This window comes from Paracoccaceae bacterium Fryx2 (assembly GCA_032334235.1).
Taxonomy (GTDB): Bacteria; Pseudomonadota; Alphaproteobacteria; order Rhodobacterales; family Rhodobacteraceae; genus JAVSGI01.
Genome location: JAVSGI010000005.1, coordinates 3,012,653 through 3,028,299 on the forward strand (window position 1 = coordinate 3,012,653; position 15,647 = coordinate 3,028,299).

The following is a 15,647-nucleotide window of genomic DNA, read 5'->3' on the forward strand; positions in this document are numbered from 1 at the left end:
CCTTCAGAAATCGGGGCCGACCCACACCATCCCGTCCGCGCCGATCCGGCCGGAGATGATGGTGCGGGAGGACAGGTTCATCACGCGGACCACGTCGCCGACCCCGCCGCGGGCCAGCGCGCGCCCTTCGGTCCGAATGTCGAGGCCGCCCGCCTGATAGGACAGCGGCACGATCTGGTTGCGGTCGACGATCGCAGGGGGGCCAAGGTCGCCGGGGCGGATCGGGCGGCCGGCGTAAAGCGTCACGCGCGCCTCCAGCCCCTGGGCGGCCAGGGGGTCGGTCAGGGCGCCGGGAATCTCGGCGGCGACGAGCGTCATGTCGGTTGCGGCCAGCACCGTCTGCGCCCGGATGGTGCGGGTCGCCACCAGGCTGTCGGCCTCGGCCAGGCCGGGCACCAGAAGGAAGACCAGCCGCCACATCACCGCACGCTCGTGGTGGCCGACATCATCTGGTCGGCGGCGGTGATCACCTTGGCGTTCAACTCGTAGCCGCGTTGCGCCTTGATCAGTTCGGTCACCTCGCGCACCGCATCGACCGAGCTTTCCTCAAGGTATCCCTGCCGCAGGGTGCCCAGGCCATCCTGCCCCGGCGAGCCCACCAGCGCAGGCCCCGAGGCCGGACTTTCCAGGAACAGGTTCGATCCGATCGCCTCCAGCCCCTTTTCGTTCGAGAAGCCGACAAGGTTCAGCTGGCCCAGCAGTTCGGGCTGCACCCGGTCGGCAAAATAGGCATAAACCTCGCCATCCGCGTTGATCGACAGGCTGCGCGCATCCGACGGAATCGTGAGCCCCGGCGCCACCTGATGCCCGTCGGACGTGACGATCAGCCCGTCGCCGGTGCGCTTCAGTGCGCCGTCGCGGGTATAGGCCGAGGCGCCGGAGGGCAGCGTGACCTCCAGATAGCCCTTGCCCTCGACCGCCACATCCAGATCGCCGCCGGTCTGCACAAGCGACCCCTGCGAAAGCACCACCGACACCGCGGCCGGGCGGACCCCGAGGCCGATCTGCACCCCGGTCGGCAGCTGGGTGCCATCCTCGGCGGCCACTGTTCCGGGGCGCGCAAGCTGTTGATAATGCAGGTCGGCAAAGTCGACGCGCCGGGAATTGTAGCCCGTGGTGGACATGTTGGCGAGGTTGTTGGACACGACATCGACACGCATCTGCTGTGCAGCCATGCCGGATGCGGCGATTTGCAGGGCTTTCATCAATGTCTCCTATTGGCCAAGGGTCTGGATGACGCCACGAACGCGTTCATCCTCGGATTGCAGGAAGCTTTGCCCCATTTCATAGGCGCGCTGGACCGCGATCATCCGGGCAATCTCGGACACCGGGTTGACGTTCGAATCCTCGACATGGCCTTGCAGGATCACCGCGCCTTCGGTCGGTTCCACGCCGGAGCCGGAGGAGAACAGCGTGCCGCCCTGATGCCGCAGGTCGTTCGGGTCGATTGGCTGCCAGAGCCCGATCCGCCCCAGCGGCTGGCCGCCGGCCGAGAGCGTGCCGTCCTGCGCCAGCGCCACCACCCCGGCATCCGGCGGCACGAAGATCGGGGCGCCGCCCTGGTCCAGCAGCCGATGGCCGTCGGGGTTGACCAGTTCGCCGTCGGCCGAAGGCGTGAAGCTGCCGGCGCGGGTCAGGCCCTGGCCTTGCGGCGTTTCCACCAGAAAGAATCCGTCGCCCTGGATGGCGAAGTCGAAGGCCCCGCCGGTCTGGCTCAGCCCGGCCTGCGACAGGTCGATCTGTCGGGCCGAGGCATGGGCCATCGACAGCGAGGGCGCATCCTCCAGCCGCGTGATGTGTTCGGCAAAGATCACCCCTTCGCGGCGGAAGCCGGTGGTCGAGATGTTGGCGATATTGTTCGCCACCGCCTGCATTTCGCGCATCAGGCCGGATTGGCGGGTCAGGGTGGTGTAGGCGGCGGCGTCCACGGCTCAGCCCTCCGCAATCTGCGGAATGATGCGGTCGACAAAGAAACTGATGAGGGTCGAGGTCATGAAGCTCATCGACACCCAGAAAACCAGCAGCATCGCGCCGACCTTCGGCACGAAGGACAGTGTCATTTCCTGGATCGAGGTCAGCGCCTGGAACAGACCCACCGCCACCCCGGCCACCAGCGCCACCGCCAGGAGCGGTGCCGAGATCAGCACCGACACCCAGAGGCCCTGGCGCATCGTGTCGAAGATGTCGGCCTCGGTCATACCGGCATCCTCAGGATTTCCTGATAGGCCTCCACCACCTTGTCGCGGACCGTCACGACGGTTTCGACCGCGGATTCCGAGGCCGCGAGGGCCTGGATCAGGGCATGGGGGTCCGCCCCGCCGGTCATGGCGGCGCGGGCGGTCTGTTCGCCCTTTGCGAGGGTGTCGGCAAAACGGCCCACCAGCGTTTCAAGGGTTCCCGCCTCGCCGCCCGGCTGCGGCGACGGTGCCGCAGCCGAACGAGCCTTCTCATAGGACAGGACGGCAAGAGAGGTATTCAATTCCATTCTGGATCTCCTCTATCGGCGCAACAGCTCGAACAGGCTCTGCGTCATTTGACGTGCCTGATCGAACATCTTGAGGTTCGCCTCGTAGCTGCGCTGCGCTTCGCGCGCGTCAGCGATTTCGATCACCAGATCGACATTCGAGCCGTCGTAGTGACCGGTTTCATCGGCCAGCGGGTGGCCGGGGTCGTAGACCTTCGTCAGCTCGCTGCGGTCGAGCCGCAGCGGGCCGGGCGCCACCAGACCGCTGTCCATCTGCTCGCGAAAGCTGATGGTCTTGCGGTGGTATCCGGGTGTGTCGGCATTGGCGATGTTTTCAGAGACATGCCGCAGCCGCATCGCCTGCGCCTCCATTCCGGAGGCCGCAAGGGAAAGGGACTTGATCAGATCGCTCATCTGCCCACCTACCCGCGGCCGAGAGAGGTGCGCAGGATCTTGGAGGTGGATCGGTAAATCGCCAGCGCCATGTCATGCTGCTGGCGCACCTCGACCGCCTTCACCATCTCGCCTTCCAGCGAAACGGAATTGCCGTTGGGGGAGGCGGCGCCGCCCTGCACGCGCGGGGTCAGATCCATCGTCCGGTCGCTTGCTGTCAGATGGGCGGGCCTGGTGGCCCTCATGGAGCCGCCGGGCGGCGCATAGGCCTTCGCGAAGGCGGGCAGATCCACCGCCTTGTAGCCGGGCGTATCGGCGTTCGCCACATTGCGGGCAATCGCCTCCTGACGCGCGCCGGCATGGGCGGCCATCGCCTGGGCCATTCTGACCATTTCGAGTTTTTCAAACATCAGGGCTTCTCCCTTGATCTGCTTCACCAAGGCTTAAGGGTGATTCCTTTAGAAAGGGTAAGCAGCGAACAAAGGGAGAATCCCGTGGCCGGAATTTTTGACAACCTGCGTGCCGAGATTGCCAGCATCAGCGTGAGCTGCCGGGTCGGGCGCATTGCGGAGGTCGGGCGCGGCACCTTGCGGGTGTCGGGGCTGAGCCAGGGCACCGGGCTTGGCGACCGCGTGCTGATCCGCGGCCAGGGCGGGCCGATCGGCGGCGAGGTGCTGCGCCTTGCGGGCGACGGGCTGACCGTGCTGCCCGACGACGCGGCGGACGGGCTGGTGATCGGAGATGCGGTGGAACTGATCGGCCGCGCCGAAATCGCGCCCGATGACGGCTGGATCGGGCGCATCGTCGATCCGTTCGGCAAGCCGCTGGATGGGCGGCCACTGTTTCGCGGCGCGGCCCCGCGATCCTTGCGCGCGCAGGCCCCTGCTGCGGCGTCGCGCCGCAGGCTGGGGGAGCGGCTGAGCACCGGCGTCGCGGTGTTCGACACGCTGTTGCCGCTGGTGCGCGGCCAGCGCATCGGGCTGTTCGCGGGCTCCGGTGTCGGGAAATCCTCGCTGCTGGCCAAGTTCGCGCGCGGGGTCTCGGCGGATGTGGTTGTGATCGCGCTGGTGGGCGAACGCGGGCGCGAGCTGCGCGAGTTCACCGACCGGGTGCTGGGGCCCGCGGGCATGGCACGCTCGGTCATCGTCACCGCCACGTCGGACCAGTCGCCACTGATCCGCCGCCGCTGTGCCTGGACGGCGATGGCGGTGGCCGAGCATTTCCGCGATCAGGGGCTGCATGTCCTGCTGCTGGCCGACAGCATCACCCGCTTTGCCGAGGCGCATCGAGAGGTGGCACTGGCGGCGGGCGAGGCGGGCAATCTGCGCGGCTTTCCCCCCTCGACCGCCCACACCATCATGTCGCTGGCCGAACGTGCCGGGCCGGGGCCGGAAGGGGTGGGCGACATCACGGCGGTCTTCTCGGTGCTGGTCGCCGGGTCCGACATGGAAGAGCCGGTGGCCGACATCCTGCGCGGTGTGCTCGACGGCCATGTGGTGATGGATCGCAAGATCGCCGAGCGCGGCCGCTATCCGGCGATCGACCTGCTGCGCTCGGTGTCGCGCAGCCTGCCCGAAGCCGCGAGCGCCGAGGAAAACGCACTGATCGCCGAGGCGCGGCGGCTGCTGGGGGCCTATGACCGTGCCGAGATGATGATCCAGGCCGGGCTTTACGCCAAGGGGTCTGACCCGCTGGTGGATGCGGCGATCCGGGTCTGGCCCGCGCTGGATGCCTTTCTGGCGGAAGACGCGCCCGATGGCGTCGCGGGCAGCTTTCGGCGGCTGGCTGCCTGCCTTGCAGCGCGCTGAGCCCCGAACCGGGTTTTTCAGCCCAATCGGCTCAGCATGTTGGAATAGCCGGCCTGCGAGTTCTGCAGCAGTTGCAGCGCCCCCGCGCCCCGGGTCAGCAGCGACACCCCCGCAGAAGAATCGGAACGCGCGAGGAATTGGCGCATCAGGCTATCCAGCTTCTTCGGGTCGGCAAACTGCGACACCTCGCTGCTGCCGAACATCTTTTCGGCGCGGGCTCGGAACGTGGTCATTTGCTGGTCCAGGTCCAGCGAGCCGAAGCTGGAGGGCAGGCCGAGCGCCGTTTCGAACACCTTGCGCAGCGGGGTATTGCCCATGATCGCGTACCATCGGCCGTTGTCGGTGGCGGTATTGGTGGCCAGCAGCGGCAGTTCCCGTTCCGCGTTCAGGGCCAGCCGCATGTCGCCATTCTGCTCGCCCACCGCCATCTCGAACTGGCGGGTCTTGTAGGCCGACAGGATCTTGTCGGCGAAATCCGAAAGCTGGGTGCGCGGTGTCGCATAGTCACCGAAGCCGAAGGCGGAGGAAAAGGCGGCGTATTGCTTGTCGGCCAGCCGGTTCGCCAGATCCTTGGTGTCCAGCGTGCCGTCTGCCAGCACCTTCTTGATGAAGTACCTGTTGTTGATGTCGGCATCGAGCCCGAAGGCCCCCAGCGCCACCTTCAGCAGCCGCCGGTCCGACACCAGATCCTCGGCCGTCTTGATGCTGCCGATCTTCGCGCGAAAGTAGTCCTCGTCGCGCTTGAGCGCCGGGGCCGCCGCGAAGGCCGCCTGCTGCTTGGCCATCGTGCGCTTCAGGAAGCCCCAGCCGGCATAGCCCCCGAGCGGAACGACAGGTGCGAAGCTCATGACGGATGGGCGGCGAAGAGCCGCTCCTCCCGGGGCAGCAGGCTGCGCAGGGCCTTCAGCGCCTGATAGTGCTGGTCTTCCAGCACCGCGGTGGTGGCGACGGCCAGCTGCGCGCGGCTGTCGTGATCGGTCAGCACCTGGCTCAACTGTTCGATGCCGCGCAGCAACTGCATCCGCGCCTCGCCCGGGTCGGCATCGCCCGACAGGACCAGCTGCACGATGTAGCAGACCCGGCGCACCGGCGTGTTGACCGATTCGGGGTGAATGGCGTCGCGGAGCCGCAGGATATGGGCATTGGGCGTCATCACCGCGAGCCGGGACCGGCGCTCGCCGTTTTCGATTACCGCGCCATTGATCAGAACCCGCTCGTGCGGGCCGAGCTTCAGCACCAGACCGGTCATGCCCCGCCTCCTTCGCCCCGAAGGCCGCGCATGACGGCGGTATTGATGTCGACCAGCACTTCGGCACTGGCCCCCGACTCCAGAACCTTGGGGCTGTGCTGCGCGGTGAATTCGAACAGGTAGAACAGCTGGGCGCGCAGGGCGGTGGGCAGGGCGTTGGCGGATGATGCAACGTCGGCGGCCAGCGTCCGCCACATCTGCGTGTTGTCGTGCAGGGCTGCCACCAGACCCGCGTGATCGGTCTTGCGCCGCGACCACGCCTGCGACAGGCGCTGGGTGATGCGGGCAAAGAGCTCGTATTCGACGCTGCGGGCCGAGCGGACAGGGGCTTCGGGTCGTCCATAGGCGTTGCGGGCCAGGTTGAGTGCGTTCACGGGATGTCCTTCCGGTATCATGTGGGCCGGTATCATGTGGGCCGGTATCATGTGGGCCGGTGTCGTGCGGACCGGTTTCGTGCGAACCGGAATGTTGCGGACCGGGATCATGCGGGGTCAGGAAGTCGCCCGGGGTGCCGTTGCCGACCCCCGGGCGGTTTCTGTTACCGGAACAGCGCCAGAACGTTCTGCGGCGCCTGGTTGGCGATCGACAGCGCCTGCGTGCCCAGCTGTTGCTGGACCTGCAGTGCCTGAAGCCGGGCTGCCGTTTCTTCCATGTTGGCATCGACCATCGACCCGATGCCGGCCTTCAGCGCATCCGACAGATCACTGACGAAATCGTTCTGGATCTCGATGCGCTTTTGCGCCGAACCGAAGGCCGCCGCAGAGTCGATCGACCGGTTGATCATGGTTTCGACGTTCGCCAGGGCAGACTTGGCGCCGTCGGCGGTGGTCACGTCGATGTTGTCGAGCCCGAACAGCCCGCCGGAGGCTTCGCCGTCCTTGGCCACATGCAACGCCAGGGTCCGCCCGCCGGTAGCGTCGTCGACGCTCAGCGACCATGCGCCGGTGGTGGCGTCCTTCGAGACGCTGGTGGTCACGCCGGCAGGCGGGTTGGAGTCGATGGCGATCTTCAGGCCCTTCACCACGTCTTCCATCGACTCGCCCTTGCCGGCGATATAGTCGAAGGATTGCGAACCGACGTTCACCTTGAAGCTGTCGCCATCCTTCACACCGGCGGTGGTCGAGAAGTCGATGGTTTCCGCGCGCTGCTCGATGGTGGCTACGTTGGGGGCGGTCGGGGCCGCGCCGCTTCCGTTGATGTCGGTCATTTCCAGGTTGGCATCGACCGTCGAAGCCAGCGAAACGCTCACCGACTCGAACGCATTGGTGTTCGAGATTTCCATCACCCCGGAACCGTTGGCCGCGGCCGTCACCCCTTTCAGCCCCAGTGCATTGATCGCGCCGGTGAAATGGTCGCGGATCTGATCAGCGGTTTCGGCTCCCGCGGCGGTGAAGTTCAGCGTATTGCCTTTCACGTTGATCGTGTAGACGTCGTTGGCGGCCGCCGGCGCGCCGAAGGTGACCTCCGCTGCCTTGCCTGCGGCCGCAGTCGTGGTGCCGGTTGTTCCCACCGTGCCCCCCGGCGCCGTGATGGTGCCGTAGGAGGCGACGTCCGCAGTGCCGATGCCGAACTTGCCCGCGCCGGTCGTCAGATCCTGCCGTTCGACGGTGATGCTGGACGCGGTGACGTTGCGGTCACCCGAGCGGTCGAGCGACGCGAGCACCTTCATGTCGTCGGTGCCCTTGATCATGTTCTGCCCGTTGAACTGGGCAGCCCCCACGACCGAGGCGATCTGGTCGCGCAGCGCGACGATGTCGGTCTGGATCTTGTTGCGGTCGACGTTCTCTTCCTGCGCCGCGACGACCTTGCCCTTGATCTCGGTCAAGAGGCCGGTCACGGTTTCCGCCGCCTTGCGGGCGACCGAAATGGTCGAGGACCCCAGCGACAGGCTGTCGCCGATGCCCTTGAAGCCGGCCACGTCGGATTCCATCACCTTCGAGATGGCCCAGACGGCGGCGTTGTCCTTGGCGGTCGAGACGGCTTTCCCGGTCGAGATGTGCGACTGGGTGGTGTTGAGGTTCTTGTTGATCGACTTCATCGACTGAAGGGCGACCATGGCACTGGTATTGGTCAGAATCGAGGACATTTCCGTTTCCCTTGATAGGGCCGGCGCTTTGCGCACGGCGTTTCGGGCCACCTTCCACGGTGGCGAGACGAGCCTTCTGGCCGATGCGGCGGGCTGGGCCCGACCGCGCCATCCTTCGGGGATGCAGGTCGATTGATGGGGCTGAAGGTCTTTGTCTTCCCTTAACGCCGCCCCGGCCGGATTGCCTGAATACCCGGCATTTGACGAAAACCCGCGCCGATCACACCCGCCGGGTCAGGTGCGCGCCATCTGCGGCGACAGAGATCCGGCGTCCCTGGCCATCATAGGTGGCCATCCCGGCGCGGACGGCCTTCACTTCGCCGATTCGCCGCCGGGCAGCGCGCAGGCCGTTCAGGGCGGCCAGCAGGCAGGCGGCATTGCGGCCGGCCTTTTGCCGCAGGCGCTGGATCAGCGCGTCGTCGGCGATGCCGCCGATCTGTTCCACCAGCGCCTCGACCTCGGCGCCAAGCGGTGTCAGGGTGGCAAGGTCGCCCGCAAGCACCGCCGCATGCATCGCGTCGAGGTGCCGTTCCAGGGTTGTGCCCATGTCAGACATTTGCATCCGGCCCCCGGTCCGCCCGCTCCGCCCGGTCCGACAGGGCGCGGAACAGCTGTTCCGCCAGCCCGATGCCGCCCCGCGCCACCAGCGCCCTCGCCTGCTCCTCCCGCAGGAAGGAGGAGAACTGCTGTTCCCCGATGCCGCCGCCAAAGCCGTCGCGCGCGGCGCCCAGCCCGGCATGGCCCAGCATTTCCGCCAGGAAGGCCGCCTCCAGTGCCCGCGCCTGCACCCGGAGCGGGTCGTCGGGCGGGCGCGGCGCGGTGGACAGGGGGGGCGGGCTCGGCTGAGTCGGCAGGATCATCGCGGTTTCTCCGGTGCGCTGGATTTTCCGCAGTATCGCGGGCCTGCGGTAAACAAGCGGTAACCAGTTCCGGAAATACTGCCGGGGAACGTGGCAGAAGTCGTGACAATGGTGATTCCCGGTATTCCCCTGCAGACCGTCCTTTCCTCCCGAGCCGGGGCGGTTTCTGCCGACCCGGGCAGCGGGCGTGATTCTGGCAGCGCCTTTGCCCGGCTGGCGGCCGAGCAGGAGGCAGAGGCGGAAAGGACCGCGTTCCCGACCGAAGATGCGCGGGCCGTGATGGCCCCGCCGGCGCAAGCCCTCGGGTCGACGATGATCTGGCGGATGGATGCCGATCCCGCCGACCAGGCAGCGTTTGCGCGAGGCCCGGGCGAAGGCACCGCAAACGGCGCATCGGGCATGCCTTCGTCAGCGGCCCCGGCGGCCAACGGCAGCGACGCCGCAGTGCCGGAGGGGGGGGCGCGCGCCGGGGCAGAGGCCGCAGGCCCGGCCGCGAGTTTGGCCGCCATGATGTCCATGGTTTCTGCGCCCGAGGCAGAGGCAGGCGACGGGGGGCGGACGCTCCCATCCGGGGTGGCCGTTTCCGGCGAACCCGTCACCCCAAGGCCGGGTGCCGGATCTGCCGGTCCGGTCGCCGGACTTTCGCTCTCAAGCCCCGCGGTGCAGCCGGGTTTCCCGACCGGCGGGCAAGTCTCCGACCGGCAATCCGGTACGGTGTCGACACCAGCTGACCGGACGGCGGCGGGGCTGCCTGCGACCCAGATCGGCGGGCAAAGCCGCGACCAGCTTTCCGCCCCCGCTCAGGCGGCAATGACAGCCCCCGGCGAGCCTGCGCCTTCCTGGCCCGCCCTGCTGCAACGGGCGGCACCCAGCATCCCTGCCGGTCAGACAGCCAGCGTGGCAGATCGTGCATCGGGCTTCCGCCCCCACCCCGGTGCGGCGGCAATCGGCAGGCCGACGGAGGCTGCAGCCGAAAGGGCAACGTCTGTGCCGCCAGCCGCCGACACGCCAGCAGCCGACACTCCAGCAAACGGGCCGGACGCGGGCAGGGCCACCGCCACCGCCCTGTCGGATCGCCCGGGCAGCCTGCCAGTCGCGCCGGGCAGCGCCACGACCGCAAGCCGACCTGCGGAGCCGCCGCCGCCCATTCCGTCACCGGCGCAGGCAAGTCCTGCGCCTGGCCAGGATGTCGCGGCCCGCTTGGCCGTGATGCAGGCTGCGGCAGGCCGCGACCCGGTCCTCGCCCCGGTGCAAGGGCAGGCCCCGGCGGAAACGCCTGCGCCTGCGCAATTCACGACCCCCGGGTCTGCGCAGCCTACCGGTTCCCGGCCGATCTTGCCGCAGCCCGCCGATCCGCAGGTTGCGGGACTATCGGCCGCCGCGCCCCCGCCTGACGCGGCGTTGCTGTCGCAGGCCCCCGGGCCGGCGCTGTCGGCAGGCTCCGGCGCTGACCAGATGCCGACCCGCCGTGCCGAGGCGCAGGCGCTGCCGCCCACCGTCGCCCCCGCCCTGATCGAGGCGGTCCGGCAGTCGCCCGGTGGCCCGGTCGAACTGACGCTGGCCCCCGAGGAACTGGGGCGCCTGCGCATGACGCTGCATCAGGACGGCGATTCGATCCGCGTCACCCTGCTGGTCGAACGGGCCGAGACGCTGGATCTGCTGCGCCGTCACGGCGACCAGTTGTGGCAGGAGTTCCGTCAGGCCGGCTTTACCGGCGGCAGCCTCAGCTTCGGGCAGTGGGGTGGCCAGGGCACCCGGAACCACCCTCCTCAGTCGGCAGACGCCCCGCCGGACCCGGCGCCCCACGCCTCCGCAGCCCCGCCAGCCGCCACTCCGGCCCGGACCGTCGGCGACACCGGGCTTGATCTCAGAATGTGAAAGGAAACCCGGTGAACATCACCTCGACCACAACCGCCGCCTCGGTGGCAACCAGCACCACCAAGGCGGCAGGCAACGCCCAGGGCGGCGTGATCAGCAGCGATTTCCAGACCTTCCTGCGGATGCTTTCGACCTAGATGCAGAACCAGGACCCGCTGAACCCGATCGATTCGTCCGACTACGCGGTGCAGCTTGCGACGTTTTCCGGGGTTGAACAGCAGGTGCGGACCAATCAGCTGCTGGAAGGACTGTATGGGCAGTTCGATGTCATGGGGATGGCGCAGCTTGCGGGCTGGGTCGGGCGCGAGGCACGGGCGGCCGGCCCGGCCTGGGTGGACGGCTCGACGATGAGCCTGTCGCCCAACCCCGCTGCCCTGGCCGACCGGGCGGTGCTTGTGGTGCGCGACAACTTGAACCGTGTCGTCGCCCGCGAGGATGTCGACCGCACCAGCACCGCCCTGCAATGGGAACCGGTCGGCAGCGACGGCGAGCCCTTGCCGGAAGGGAAATACACCTTCCAGCTTGAAAGCTATTCCGGCGAGAACCTGCTCGGCACCAATGATGTCGAGGTCTATGCGCGCGTGCTCGAGGCGCGGGGCGGCGCCGGCGGGACGATTCTGGTGCTGAAAGGGGGCATCGAAGTGCTCGCCGGCAACATCACCGCCCTGCGCGCAGGCGACTGAGACGGGCGCCTTTCGCCTGTGGCGGCGCAGGCGCCGCCGCGGGGTGCCCGGCAGGTCTGCGTCGGCCTGCCTTGTCACGCGGCGGGGGCGACGCCGTGATGCAGGGCTGCCCGCGGGCGGACAAGGAACCCCTGCATCCCCCGGCGGCGGAACTTAGACCATCTGCGCGAGCCAGACACCCACGCCGGTGCAGGCAGCCCCCAGGGCCATCCACAGCAGCGGATGCGTCCTGGGCCGCGGCTGCACCACCACGATCGGCTGGCTTTGCCGGATCAGCAGGTCTTCCATCATCCCGGGCAGTTTCGGGCCGAAGCGCGCCATCACCCGGGCGGTCTTGCCCAGATCGCGCAGCAGGGCGCGCGGGCCGACGTTCTGCTTGATGTAATCCTCGACGATGGGGTGCGCGACATGCCAGATGTTCAGGTTCGGGTCGAGCGAGCGCGCGACCCCTTCGACCACGACCATCGTGCGTTGCAGCAGGATCAGTTCGGTTCGGGTTTCCATGCCGAATCGTTCCGTGACTTCAAACAGATAGGCCAGCAGGCGCGCCATGGAAATCCGGCTGGCATCCATGCCGAAGATCGGCTCGCCCACCACCCGCAGGGCGCGGGCGAACTCGTCGATGTCGCGGTTGGCAGGCACATAGCCCGCCTCGAAATGCACCTCGGCCACGCGGCGATAGTCGCGGCGGATGAAGCCGAACAGAATCTCGGCATAGACCCGGCGGGTGTATTCATCCAGCCGCCCCATGATGCCGAAGTCATAGGCGATGATGTCGCCATTGGCCGCGACCTTCAGGTTGCCCTGATGCATGTCGGCGTGGAAGTATCCGTCGCGCAGCGCGTGGCTGAGGAACAGGTGCAGCACCCGTGTGCCCAGCACCCGGCGGTCGTGGCCGGCGGCATCCAGCGCGTCATTGTCGGCCAGACTGATGCCTTCGGCCCAGTCCATCGTCATCACCTGACGGCCCGAGAGATCCCAGATCGGCTTGGGCACCTGAAAGCCCGTGTCAGCCTCGGTATTGGTGGCGAACTCCGCCGCCGCCGCCGATTCCAGCCGCAGGTCGAGTTCGCCGTTCACCACGCCCTCGAAATGCGTGATCACATCCATCGGCCGCAGGCGGCGCGAGGCGGGAGACAGGGCCTCGATGATGGTGGCGGCCAGATAGAAGGCGTCGATATCCTTGCGGAAGTCGCGCTCGATATGAGGCCGCAGCACCTTGACCGCGACCTCCTGCCCGGTGGCGGCCATGCGCGCCCGATGGACCTGCGCGATGGAGGCGGCCGCAACCGGTTCGGAAAACTCGGAAAAAAGCTGATCGACGGGTTGGGCCAGTTCCTCCTCGATCATCCGCTTGGCCACGTCGATCGGGAAGGGAGGCAGCTTGTCCTGCAGATACTTCAGCTGCACGGCCAGATCGTCGCCGACCACGTCGGGGCGGGTGGACAGGATCTGCCCGAACTTGATGTAGGCGGGCCCGAGAGCCGAAAGCGCACGGGTGGCCGGCGGCAGGTCGGGGTCGCCGGGCAGGCCCAGCCACTTGAACGGCCAGCCCATGACGCGCGCCACCAGCCGCAGGCTTTTCGGCGCCTCGAACGCCTCCAGCACCACGCCGATCGCGCCGGTGCGTTCCATCGTGGCAAGCGTTCGGATCAGGCGGATGATGTTGTGGGGGCCGCGCACTAGATCTTCCAGCCGGAGTGCAGGGCCGCGATGCCCATGGAAAGATTGCGGTATTTCACCTGACCGAAGCCCGCGGCGCGGATCATCCCGGCAAAGGTGTCCTGATCGGGGAACTTGCGGATCGATTCCACCAGATACTGATAGCTGTCGCGGTCGCCCGCGATGATCTGGCCCATCACCGGAATCACGTTGAAGCTGTAGCGGTCATAGGCCCATTGCATCGCCGGGTTCGGCATCTGGCTGAACTCCAGCACCATCAGGCGGCCGCCGGGGCGTAGCACGCGGAACGCCTCGCGCAGCGCATCGGGAATGCGCGTGACGTTGCGGATGCCGAAGCTGATGGTGTAGACATCGAAGCTGCGATCAGGGAAGGGAAGGGCCATCGCATCGCCCACCACCCAGTCGAGCCGGTCCGCCATCTGGTCGGCATCGGCGCGCTGCCGCCCCGATACCAGCATCGATTCGGTCATGTCGCAGACCGTGGCCGTCGCCCCCGGCGCGCGCTTGAGGAAGCGGAATGCCACGTCGCCGGTGCCCCCCGCCACATCCAAGAGCTTCTGGCCGGGCCGGGGCGCCAGCCAGTCCATCATCGCGTCTTTCCACAGCCGGTGGATGCCCAGCGACATCGCATCGTTCATCACATCGTATTTCGACGCGACGCGGGTGAAGACGCCATGGACCATCCCGGCCTTTGCGCCTTCGTCCACGGTCTGGAAGCCGAAATGGGTGGTCTTCGCGGGTTCTTGGGTCATGAGGTCTTGTCGTCCTTGGCTTTGCGACTCCTTATAGGGCGCTTGCGCGTCGCTGCAATGCGCCGATCTGTCTGAGGAGCGGAAGATGCCCGAATTGCCGGAAGTCGAGACAGTCCGCCGCGGGCTGGAGCCGGTGATGTCGGGGCAGGTGATCGTGCAGGCCCGGGTCAACCGCGCCGACCTGCGCCGGCCGTTTCCGCCGGAAATGGCGAGTCGGCTGACCGGCGCGCGGGTGCTGGGGCTGCGGCGGCGGTCGAAATACATCCTGGCCGATCTGGACCGGGGCGAGACGCTGCTGATCCATCTGGGCATGTCGGGGCGGATGCTGATCTCGGGCGCGGTGACCGGGGCCTTTCACCGCACGCATCCGCTGGCGGCCAAGCATGACCATGTGGTGTTCGACATGGCGGGCGGCGCGCGCGTCACCTTCAACGACGCCCGCCGCTTCGGCGCGATGGACCTGTTCGCGACCGATGGCGCCGAGGCGCATCCGCTGCTGGCCGGGCTGGGGCCGGAACCCATGGGCAACGGCTTTTCCGAGGATTACCTGGTCGCCCGGCTGAAGGGCCGCGCCACGCCGGTCAAGTCGGCGCTGCTGGATCAGCGGGTGGTGGCGGGCCTGGGCAACATCTATGTCTGCGAGGTGCTGCACCGCGCGGGGCTCAGCCCGCTGACGCTGGCGGGGCAGATCGCTGCGGGCCGGGTGGCCGGGCTGGTGCCGATCATCCGCACCGTGCTGGCCGAGGCGATCGAGGCGGGCGGGTCATCCTTGCGCGACTACCGGCAGGCAGATGGCGAACTGGGCTACTTTCAGCACAGCTTTCGCGTCTATGGCCGCGAGGGCGAGCCCTGCCCGACCCCCGGATGCGGCGGCACCATCGGGCGGCTCGTGCAGGCCGGGCGGTCGTCGTTCCATTGCCCGCAGTGTCAGAGATGACTTGAACCCCGCCACGGCAGTGCTAGACCTTGCCGGATTGCCCAACGGGAGAGCCTTGATGGCCTACGAGACACTGATCGTCGAGATCGAGGACAATGTGGCGCTGATCCGGCTGAACCGGCCCGACGCGCTGAACGCGCTGAACGCCATGCTGATGCGCGAGCTGGCCGCGGCACTGACCGCCGCCGATACCAACGACAACGTGCGCTGCATCATCCTGACCGGGTCGGAAAAGGCGTTCGCCGCCGGGGCCGACATCAAGGAGATGTCGACCAAGAGCTTTGTCGAGGTCTACACCGAAGACCTGTTCGCCGCCGATTCCGATGCGATCCTGCGGGTGCGCAAGCCGATCATCGCCGCCGTCGCGGGCTATGCGCTGGGCGGCGGGTGCGAGCTTGCGATGATGTGCGACTACATCATCTGCGCCGACACCGCCAAGTTCGGCCAGCCCGAGATCAACCTGGGCGTCGTGGCCGGCATGGGCGGCACCCAGCGCCTGACGCGCTTTGTCGGCAAGTCCAAATCAATGGACATGCACCTGACCGGCCGCTTCATGGATGCGGCGGAAGCCGAGCGTTGCGGGCTGGTAAGCCGCGTCGTGCCGGCCAAGTCGCTGATCGAGGAGGCGATGAAGGCGGCCATCAAGATCTCGGAAAAATCGGCGCTGACGGTGATGGCTGTGAAAGAGGCGGTGAACCGCAGCTACGAATCCACGCTGCGCGAAGGGCTGCTGTTCGAACGCCGCCTGTTCCATTCGCTGTTCGCCACCGAGGACCAGAAAGAGGGCATGGCCGCCTTCCTGGAAAAGCGCCAGCCGCAATTCCGTGACAGATAGATGACTTTCCGGGCCATCC

Annotated in this window: 21 protein-coding genes; 6 read left to right on the forward strand and 15 right to left on the reverse strand. The window is 67.6% G+C overall.

Translation table 11 applies throughout. The features are described from left to right. Positions 1-3: 3 nt before the first annotated feature. From flgA to RNZ50_23760, 7 genes are read right to left on the reverse strand one after another with little or no spacing between them, the layout of a single operon-like run. Entirely contained in the window at positions 4-420 is a 417-nt protein-coding gene (flgA, locus tag RNZ50_23730) for a flagellar basal body P-ring formation chaperone FlgA (protein MDT8857986.1), read from the reverse strand. Continuing rightward, positions 420-1,205, reverse strand: a complete 786-nt coding sequence (gene flgG / locus RNZ50_23735; GenBank protein ID MDT8857987.1) for a flagellar basal-body rod protein FlgG — start codon at positions 1,203-1,205, stop codon at positions 420-422. The genes flgA and flgG overlap by 1 nt, the downstream gene beginning before the upstream one ends. Before the next feature lie 9 nt (positions 1,206-1,214). After that, positions 1,215-1,928, reverse strand: a complete 714-nt coding sequence (locus RNZ50_23740; protein MDT8857988.1) for a flagellar hook-basal body complex protein — start codon at positions 1,926-1,928, stop codon at positions 1,215-1,217. Between the two features lie 3 nt (positions 1,929-1,931). Continuing rightward, entirely contained in the window at positions 1,932-2,198 is a 267-nt protein-coding gene (locus RNZ50_23745) for a flagellar biosynthetic protein FliQ (protein MDT8857989.1), read from the reverse strand. After that, complete coding sequence (fliE, locus tag RNZ50_23750; protein ID MDT8857990.1) at positions 2,195-2,485, reverse strand: flagellar hook-basal body complex protein FliE; 291 nt, start codon at positions 2,483-2,485, stop codon at positions 2,195-2,197. The genes RNZ50_23745 and fliE overlap by 4 nt, the downstream gene beginning before the upstream one ends. 12 nt (positions 2,486-2,497) lie before the next feature. Further along, positions 2,498-2,878 (reverse strand): flagellar basal body rod protein FlgC, encoded by a 381-nt coding sequence (gene flgC / locus RNZ50_23755; protein ID MDT8857991.1) that lies wholly within the window; start codon positions 2,876-2,878, stop codon positions 2,498-2,500. Between the two features lie 8 nt (positions 2,879-2,886). Further along, a complete protein-coding gene (locus tag RNZ50_23760; protein MDT8857992.1) occupies positions 2,887-3,267 on the reverse strand; it encodes a FlgB family protein in 381 nt (126 codons plus the stop codon). Positions 3,268-3,351: 84 nt separating this feature from the next. On the opposite strand from RNZ50_23760, the gene RNZ50_23765 reads away from it, so the two are divergent. After that, the gene (locus tag RNZ50_23765; GenBank protein ID MDT8857993.1) at positions 3,352-4,665 is read left to right on the forward strand and encodes a FliI/YscN family ATPase; all 1,314 of its coding nucleotides are present in this window, start codon (positions 3,352-3,354) and stop codon (positions 4,663-4,665) included. Between the two features lie 17 nt (positions 4,666-4,682). Here the strand turns inward: RNZ50_23765 and RNZ50_23770 are convergent, their stop codons facing one another. From RNZ50_23770 to RNZ50_23795, 6 genes are all read right to left on the reverse strand, one after another. Continuing rightward, positions 4,683-5,513, reverse strand: a complete 831-nt coding sequence (locus tag RNZ50_23770; protein ID MDT8857994.1) for a DUF1217 domain-containing protein — start codon at positions 5,511-5,513, stop codon at positions 4,683-4,685. Continuing rightward, positions 5,510-5,914 carry a flagellar biosynthesis repressor FlbT gene (gene flbT / locus RNZ50_23775; protein ID MDT8857995.1) on the reverse strand — a complete coding sequence of 135 codons (405 nt, stop codon included), beginning with the start codon at positions 5,912-5,914 and terminating at the stop codon, positions 5,510-5,512. Before flbT ends, RNZ50_23770 begins: the two co-directional genes overlap by 4 nt. Then, the gene (gene flaF / locus RNZ50_23780; protein MDT8857996.1) at positions 5,911-6,288 is read right to left on the reverse strand and encodes a flagellar biosynthesis regulator FlaF; all 378 of its coding nucleotides are present in this window, start codon (positions 6,286-6,288) and stop codon (positions 5,911-5,913) included. The genes flbT and flaF overlap by 4 nt, the downstream gene beginning before the upstream one ends. A gap of 164 nt (positions 6,289-6,452) precedes the next feature. Beyond that, complete coding sequence (locus tag RNZ50_23785; protein ID MDT8857997.1) at positions 6,453-8,000, reverse strand: flagellin; 1,548 nt, start codon at positions 7,998-8,000, stop codon at positions 6,453-6,455. A 220-nt stretch (positions 8,001-8,220) separates the two neighbouring features. After that, positions 8,221-8,556, reverse strand: a complete 336-nt coding sequence (locus tag RNZ50_23790; protein MDT8857998.1) for a hypothetical protein — start codon at positions 8,554-8,556, stop codon at positions 8,221-8,223. Beyond that, a complete protein-coding gene (locus tag RNZ50_23795; GenBank protein ID MDT8857999.1) occupies positions 8,549-8,860 on the reverse strand; it encodes a rod-binding protein in 312 nt (103 codons plus the stop codon). The genes RNZ50_23790 and RNZ50_23795 overlap by 8 nt, the downstream gene beginning before the upstream one ends. Positions 8,861-10,315: 1,455 nt before the next feature. Here RNZ50_23795 and RNZ50_23800 point away from each other — a divergent pair. The 3 genes from RNZ50_23800 to RNZ50_23810 are packed head-to-tail and all read left to right on the forward strand — an operon-like array spanning position 10,316 to position 11,421. Continuing rightward, positions 10,316-10,738: a flagellar hook-length control protein FliK gene (locus RNZ50_23800; GenBank protein ID MDT8858000.1), complete on the forward strand. Its 423-nt coding sequence runs from the start codon at positions 10,316-10,318 to the stop codon at positions 10,736-10,738. 11 nt (positions 10,739-10,749) lie between these two features. Further along, a complete protein-coding gene (locus RNZ50_23805; GenBank protein MDT8858001.1) occupies positions 10,750-10,875 on the forward strand; it encodes a hypothetical protein in 126 nt (41 codons plus the stop codon). After that, complete coding sequence (locus tag RNZ50_23810; GenBank protein ID MDT8858002.1) at positions 10,876-11,421, forward strand: flagellar hook capping FlgD N-terminal domain-containing protein; 546 nt, start codon at positions 10,876-10,878, stop codon at positions 11,419-11,421. A gap of 153 nt (positions 11,422-11,574) precedes the next feature. Here the strand turns inward: RNZ50_23810 and ubiB are convergent, their stop codons facing one another. After that, positions 11,575-13,104, reverse strand: a complete 1,530-nt coding sequence (gene ubiB, locus RNZ50_23815) for a 2-polyprenylphenol 6-hydroxylase (protein ID MDT8858003.1) — start codon at positions 13,102-13,104, stop codon at positions 11,575-11,577. Next, positions 13,104-13,856: a bifunctional demethylmenaquinone methyltransferase/2-methoxy-6-polyprenyl-1,4-benzoquinol methylase UbiE gene (gene ubiE / locus RNZ50_23820; protein ID MDT8858004.1), complete on the reverse strand. Its 753-nt coding sequence runs from the start codon at positions 13,854-13,856 to the stop codon at positions 13,104-13,106. Before ubiE ends, ubiB begins: the two co-directional genes overlap by 1 nt. Positions 13,857-13,941: 85 nt before the next feature. On the opposite strand from ubiE, the gene mutM reads away from it, so the two are divergent. Together mutM and RNZ50_23830 are read left to right on the forward strand one after the other, a co-directional pair. Continuing rightward, positions 13,942-14,793: a bifunctional DNA-formamidopyrimidine glycosylase/DNA-(apurinic or apyrimidinic site) lyase gene (mutM, locus tag RNZ50_23825; GenBank protein ID MDT8858005.1), complete on the forward strand. Its 852-nt coding sequence runs from the start codon at positions 13,942-13,944 to the stop codon at positions 14,791-14,793. 58 nt (positions 14,794-14,851) lie between these two features. Then, positions 14,852-15,628, forward strand: coding sequence for an enoyl-CoA hydratase (locus RNZ50_23830; protein ID MDT8858006.1), 777 nt, complete (start codon positions 14,852-14,854; stop codon positions 15,626-15,628). Positions 15,629-15,647: the final 19 nt, after the last annotated feature.

Coding starts and splice junctions, on each gene's coding strand:
- flgA (MDT8857986.1), bottom strand. CDS start 420: ATGTGGCGGCTGGTCTTCCTTCTGGTGCCCGGCCTGGCCGAGGCCGAC.
- flgG (MDT8857987.1), bottom strand. CDS start 1,205: ATGAAAGCCCTGCAAATCGCCGCATCCGGCATGGCTGCACAGCAGATG.
- RNZ50_23745 (MDT8857989.1), bottom strand. CDS start 2,198: ATGACCGAGGCCGACATCTTCGACACGATGCGCCAGGGCCTCTGGGTG.
- fliE (MDT8857990.1), bottom strand. CDS start 2,485: ATGGAATTGAATACCTCTCTTGCCGTCCTGTCCTATGAGAAGGCTCGT.
- flgC (MDT8857991.1), bottom strand. CDS start 2,878: ATGAGCGATCTGATCAAGTCCCTTTCCCTTGCGGCCTCCGGAATGGAG.
- RNZ50_23760 (MDT8857992.1), bottom strand. CDS start 3,267: ATGTTTGAAAAACTCGAAATGGTCAGAATGGCCCAGGCGATGGCCGCC.
- RNZ50_23770 (MDT8857994.1), bottom strand. CDS start 5,513: ATGAGCTTCGCACCTGTCGTTCCGCTCGGGGGCTATGCCGGCTGGGGC.
- flbT (MDT8857995.1), bottom strand. CDS start 5,914: ATGACCGGTCTGGTGCTGAAGCTCGGCCCGCACGAGCGGGTTCTGATC.
- RNZ50_23785 (MDT8857997.1), bottom strand. CDS start 8,000: ATGTCCTCGATTCTGACCAATACCAGTGCCATGGTCGCCCTTCAGTCG.
- RNZ50_23790 (MDT8857998.1), bottom strand. CDS start 8,556: ATGTCTGACATGGGCACAACCCTGGAACGGCACCTCGACGCGATGCAT.
- RNZ50_23795 (MDT8857999.1), bottom strand. CDS start 8,860: ATGATCCTGCCGACTCAGCCGAGCCCGCCCCCCCTGTCCACCGCGCCG.
- RNZ50_23800 (MDT8858000.1), top strand. CDS start 10,316: ATGCCGACCCGCCGTGCCGAGGCGCAGGCGCTGCCGCCCACCGTCGCC.
- RNZ50_23810 (MDT8858002.1), top strand. CDS start 10,876: ATGCAGAACCAGGACCCGCTGAACCCGATCGATTCGTCCGACTACGCG.
- ubiE (MDT8858004.1), bottom strand. CDS start 13,856: ATGACCCAAGAACCCGCGAAGACCACCCATTTCGGCTTCCAGACCGTG.
- mutM (MDT8858005.1), top strand. CDS start 13,942: ATGCCCGAATTGCCGGAAGTCGAGACAGTCCGCCGCGGGCTGGAGCCG.
- RNZ50_23830 (MDT8858006.1), top strand. CDS start 14,852: ATGGCCTACGAGACACTGATCGTCGAGATCGAGGACAATGTGGCGCTG.